The organism is Streptomyces sp. PsTaAH-124, from assembly GCF_000373685.1.
GTDB classification, from domain to species: domain Bacteria; phylum Actinomycetota; class Actinomycetes; order Streptomycetales; family Streptomycetaceae; genus Streptomyces; species Streptomyces andamanensis.
Genome location: NZ_KB892200.1, coordinates 1 through 5,018, shown reverse-complemented (window position 1 = coordinate 5,018; position 5,018 = coordinate 1). Strand labels below are relative to the sequence as shown.

Annotated in this window: 1 protein-coding gene; it reads right to left on the bottom strand. The window is 74.8% G+C overall.

Annotated features, from left to right (window positions below; all coding sequences use genetic code 11):
- On the bottom strand, nucleotides 1-5,018 hold a 5,018-nt coding region (locus B086_RS0129910; RefSeq protein WP_018570116.1), incomplete at both ends, for a type I polyketide synthase.

Sequence of the window (5,018 nt, the reverse complement as noted above, 5' to 3'; positions counted from 1 at the left end):
GTGAGTCCGTTGGAGGCGCCGTCCTGGTTGACGGCGGTGCCGCGCAGGACGGCGCGGACGGGGTGGCCGTTGCGCCGCGCGTCGGACAGCCGCTCGACCAGCACGAGACCGATGCCCTCCGCCCAGCCCGTGCCGTCGGCGTCGTCGGAGAACGACTTGGAGCGGCCGTCCGGGGACAGCCCCCGCTGCCGCGCGAACTCGACGAACGTACCCGGCGTGGACATCACCGTGACCCCGCCCACCAGCGCCATCGAGCACTCACCGGCACGCAGCGCCTTGGCCGCCAGATGCAGCGCGACCAGCGACGACGAGCACGCGGTGTCGATGGTCACCGTGGGCCCGGTCAGGTCGAACAGGTACGACACCCGGCCGGAGAGGACACTCGCCGTGTTGCCGGTCAGCAGCACCCCTTCCAGCTCCTCGGGCATCTGATGCACCGGCGGCGCGTAGTCGTGGTACATCGCGCCGATGTAGACGGCGGTGTCGGTGCCGCGGAGGGTGTGGGGGTCGATGTGGGCGTGTTCGATGGTGTGCCAGGCGGTTTCGAGGAGGAGGCGTTGTTGGGGGTCCATGGCGACGGCTTCGCGGGGTGAGATGCCGAAGAAGGGNGCGTCGAAGTGGTCGGCGTCGTGGAGGAAGCCGCCGCCTCGGGTGTAGGTGGTGTNNGGGGTGTCGGGGTCGGGGTGGTGGAGGTTNGGGTTCCAGCCGCGGTTGGTGGGGAAGTCGGTGATGGCGTCGGTCTCGGTGGTGAGGAGGTTCCAGAGGTCGTCGGGTGAGGTGACGCCGCCGGGGTAGCGGCAGGCCATACCGACGATCACCAACGGATCGTCATCTGCGGGTAGTTCGGCGGCCGGGACCGCCGGAGTGTCGTCCGGGACGGTGGTCTCGGCCGGTCCGGCCAGCCGCTCGTCGAGATACGTCACGACGTCGTCCGGAGTCGGGCGGTCGAAGACGAGACCGGTGGGCAGCGAGAGCCCGACGGCCGCGCCGAGCCTGTTGCGGAACTCGACGGACATCAACGAGTCGAACCCGATGGCGTTGAAGCGGTCCGAGGAGCGGATCCCGGACGCATCGGCGTGTCCGAGCACCGAAGCCGCCTCGGACAGCACCACCTCGGTGAGCCGCTCGTGCCGTTCCGTGCCGGAGAGCCCCGGCAGCAGCGTGCCCTGAGGTGCCGCGGGCGCGCGCCGCCGCTCACGGCGCCGGGGTGCCGCCGCGCCGCCCGCCGGCCGCCGCAGCAGCGCGGGCGCCCGGTCCGCCGCGGACCGCAGCGCCGCGGTGTCGAGCCGCAGCGCGGCGACCGCGGCCTCGTCGGCGGCGAGGGCACGGTCGAAGAGCGCCAGCCCCTCGGCGTGCGAGAGCACACCCACGCCCGCGCGTGCCATGCGCCGGATGTCGCGGTCCGCCAGCGACTCGGCCATGCCGCCGCCGCGCTGCTCCCACAGGCCCCAGGCCACCGACGTGGCGGCCAGGCCCAGCGACCTGCGGTGCCGGGCCAGCGCGTCCAGGGAGGTGTTCGCCGCGGCGTAGTTCGCCTGCCCGGCCGCGCCGATCAGACCCGAGACGGACGAGTACAGCACGAACGCGGACAGGTCGAGGTGGCGGGTCAGCTCGTGCAGGTTCCGGGCCGCGTCGGCCTTGGGGCGCAGCACACCGTGCAGCCGCTCGGGTGTGAGCGCCGTGACGACACCGTCGTCGAGCACACCCGCCGTGTGCACGACGGCGGACAGCGGCCGGTCGGCGGGGACCGAGCCGAGCACCTCCGCGAGCGCGTCACGGTCGGCCGCGTCGCACGCCGTGAGCCGCACTTCGGCGCCCAGCCCGGTCAGCTCGGCCACCAACTCGGCCGCACCGGGCGCGCGTTCACCCCTGCGGCTGATGAGCAGCAGCTGCCGTACGCCGTACCGGGTCACCAGGTGGCGGGCCAGCAGACCGCCGAGCGTGCCGGTGGCGCCGGTGACCAGAACGGTGCCCTCGGATCCGAAGGCGGCCCGCGCCGGGGCCCCGGCGCCCGGGACGGCCGGTGCCCCGTGCGCACCGGGCAGCGGCGCCAGCTCCGGTACGGAGGCGACACCCGCCCGCAGGGTCAGCTCCGGCTCGCCGGTGGCGACGGCCGCCGCGAGCAGCCGCTCCGACTCGGGGGACCCGTCCGTGTCCACGAGCACCACCCGGCCGGGGTGCTCCGTCTGCGCGGAACGGACCAGCCCCCAGGCGGCACCGCTCGCCGGATCCGTGTCGCCGTCGCGGGTCAGCACCACCAGCGTGCTCGCCGAGAAGCGGTCCTCCGTCAGCCACGCGCGTACGGCCTCCAGCACCGGTGTCACCGCCTGTGCAGCGGTCGGGCCCGCCACGGGCAGCACGACCACGGGCGGCAGGCCGTCCGCCCCGGCGGCGTCGAGCGAGTCCAGGACCAAGGGCGCTCCGGCGGTCGCGGCGGCGTCCCCCAGCGGCAGTACGCGTCGGCGCAGCGCGAACAGGGACGGCTCCTCGACGGCGCCGCCGAGCGCGTCGGCGGGCAGCTCGCGCCATCTCAACTCCCGTACGCCGGCCACCGGGACGCCCGAGGCGTCGGCCACGGCGAGCGACATGGTCGCGTCACCGGACCGCCGGAACTCCACACGCAGCCCGCCCGCTCCGGCCGTGTGCAGGCGGACCCCGGACCAGGAGAACGGCAGCCGGGTCGCCGCCGACTCGTCGAGCACACCCGGCAGCAGCACGTGCAGGGCCGCGTCCAGTGACGCCGGGTCGAGCAGGAACGTGCCGTCCGGGGCGTCCGGCTCGGCGCCCACCTCCGCGAACACGCTGTCGCCGTGCGTCCAGGCCGCCCGCAGCCCCTGGAAGGCGGGACCGTACCGGTAGCCGCGCTCGGCCACACGCTCGTAGAGCTCGTGGAGATCCACCGGCTCGGCGCCCGCGGGCGGCCACGCACGATCCGCGGCCGGTGCATCGGCCGGTGCACCGTCGGTCGCGGCCTCGGCGAGGCCGCCGGTGGCGTGCAGGACCCAGTCGCCGTCCCGCCGGGTGTGCACGTCGAGGGCGCGCCTCCCCGCCGGATCGGGGGCGCCGACCGTGAGCTGCACCCGCAGGGAGTCGTCCGGCTCCAGCGTGAGCGGCTGGGTGAGGGTCAGCTCCTCGACCTCCGCGCAGCCGGTGAAGTCCGCCGCGTACAACGCCATCTCGATGTACGCGGTGGCCGGGAGCACGACCGTGCCCCGGATCGCGTGGTCGGCGAGCCAGGGGTGCGTGGCCAGGGACAGCTCCCCGACGAACGTGACGCCGCCGGTGGCCTGTTCGACCGCGCCGCCGAGCAGCGGATGCCCGAGCACGGTGACCCCGGCCGCGGCCCGCTCGCCGTCCGCGGTCGACGGCGCCAGCCAGTGGCGCGAGCGCTGGAACGGATACGCCGGCAGGTCGATGTGCCCGGTGCCGGGGTGGAGCGACGCCAGATCGAGGGGTGCCCCGGCGGTGTGGGCGCGGGCGAGACCCGCCGTCAGGGTGGTGACCTCGGGATGGCCCGCGCGCAGCAGGGCGACGGCGGCCGAGGCGTCCGAGGTGAGGCAGGCGCCCGCCATGGCGGTCAGGACGGCGTCCGGGCCCACCTCCACGAACACGGTGACGCCCTCGTCCCGCTCCAGGGTCCGGGTGGCGTCCGCGAAGCGGACGGCGTGGCGGAGCTGGCGCACCCAGTAGTCGGCGGTGACCAGATCGTCACCGGCGGCGAGCCGCCCGGTGAGGGTGGAGACGACGGGTATGCGCGGCGCCCGGTAGGTCAACTTCTCCGCCACGGACCGGAATGCGTCGAGGATCCCGGACATGTGGGGGGAGTGGAAGGCGTGGCTGACGCGCAGGCGGCGGGTCATCGCCCCGCGCTCCCGCCACCGGGCGGCGACGGCCTCGGCCGCGTCCGCGTCCCCCGAGATCACCACGGAGGACGGCCCGTTGACGGCCGCCAGGGCGAGCCGGTCGGCGTAGGGCCGCAGATCGGCGGCGATCTCCGCCTCGGCGGCCTGTACGGCGATCATGGCACCCCCGGGCCGCGCGGCCTGCATGAGGCGGCCGCGGGCGGCGACGAGCGCGGCCGCGTCCGCGAGGCTCAGCACTCCTGCCGCATGGGCGGCGGCGAGTTCGCCGACGGAGTGTCCGGCCACCGCGTCCGGGACCAGACCGTGCTGAGCCAGCAGCCGGTGCAGGGCGGTCTCCAGGGCGAAGAGCGCGGGCTGGGTGTAACGGGTCTCGTGGAGCTCGTGGAGAAGAGGCTCCTCCTCGGCGAACATGACATCTAGCAGCGGGCGGTCCAGATACGGGTCCAGGGCGGCGCACACCTCGTCGAGGGCCGCCGCGAACACGGGGCTGGCCGCGTACAGTTCACGGCCCATCACGGCCCGCTGGGCGCCCTGCCCGGTGAACAGGAACGCGGTGCCTCCCGCACGCGCCGCGCTGCCCGCCACCACGGCCGGGGACGCCTCACCACGGCCGAACGCGGCCAGCGCGGTCAGGAGTTCGTCGTCGGAGTCGCCGAGGACCACGGCCCGCTGCTCCCACAGCGAGCGCGTCTCGGCCAGCGAGCGGGCCACCTCGGCGCGGTGCCATCCGGGCCGGGCCGTCAACTGCCGGTGCAGAGCCCCGGCCTGCGCCCGCAGCGCGGTCTCGTCGCGTGCGGACAGCGCCCACAGGGCACGCCCGCCGACGGCCGGTGCCTCGCCGGTGCGCGCGGTGCCGTCCCGTTCTTCGGGCGCCTGCTCGATGATGATGTGTGCGTTGGTGCCGCTGATGCCGAAGGAGGAGATGGCGGCGCGGCGGGGGTGGCCGGTGTCGGGCCAGGGGCGGGCTTCGGTGAGGAGCCGGACGGTGCCGTCGTTCCAGTCGACGTGCGGCGTGGGCTCGGTGACGTGCAGGGTTCTCGGCAGCATGCCGTGCCGTATCGCCTGGGTCATTTTGATGAGTCCGCCGATCCCGGCTGCCGCTTGTGAGTGTCCGATGTTGGACTTCAGTGAGCCGAGGTACAGGGGTTGTTCGGT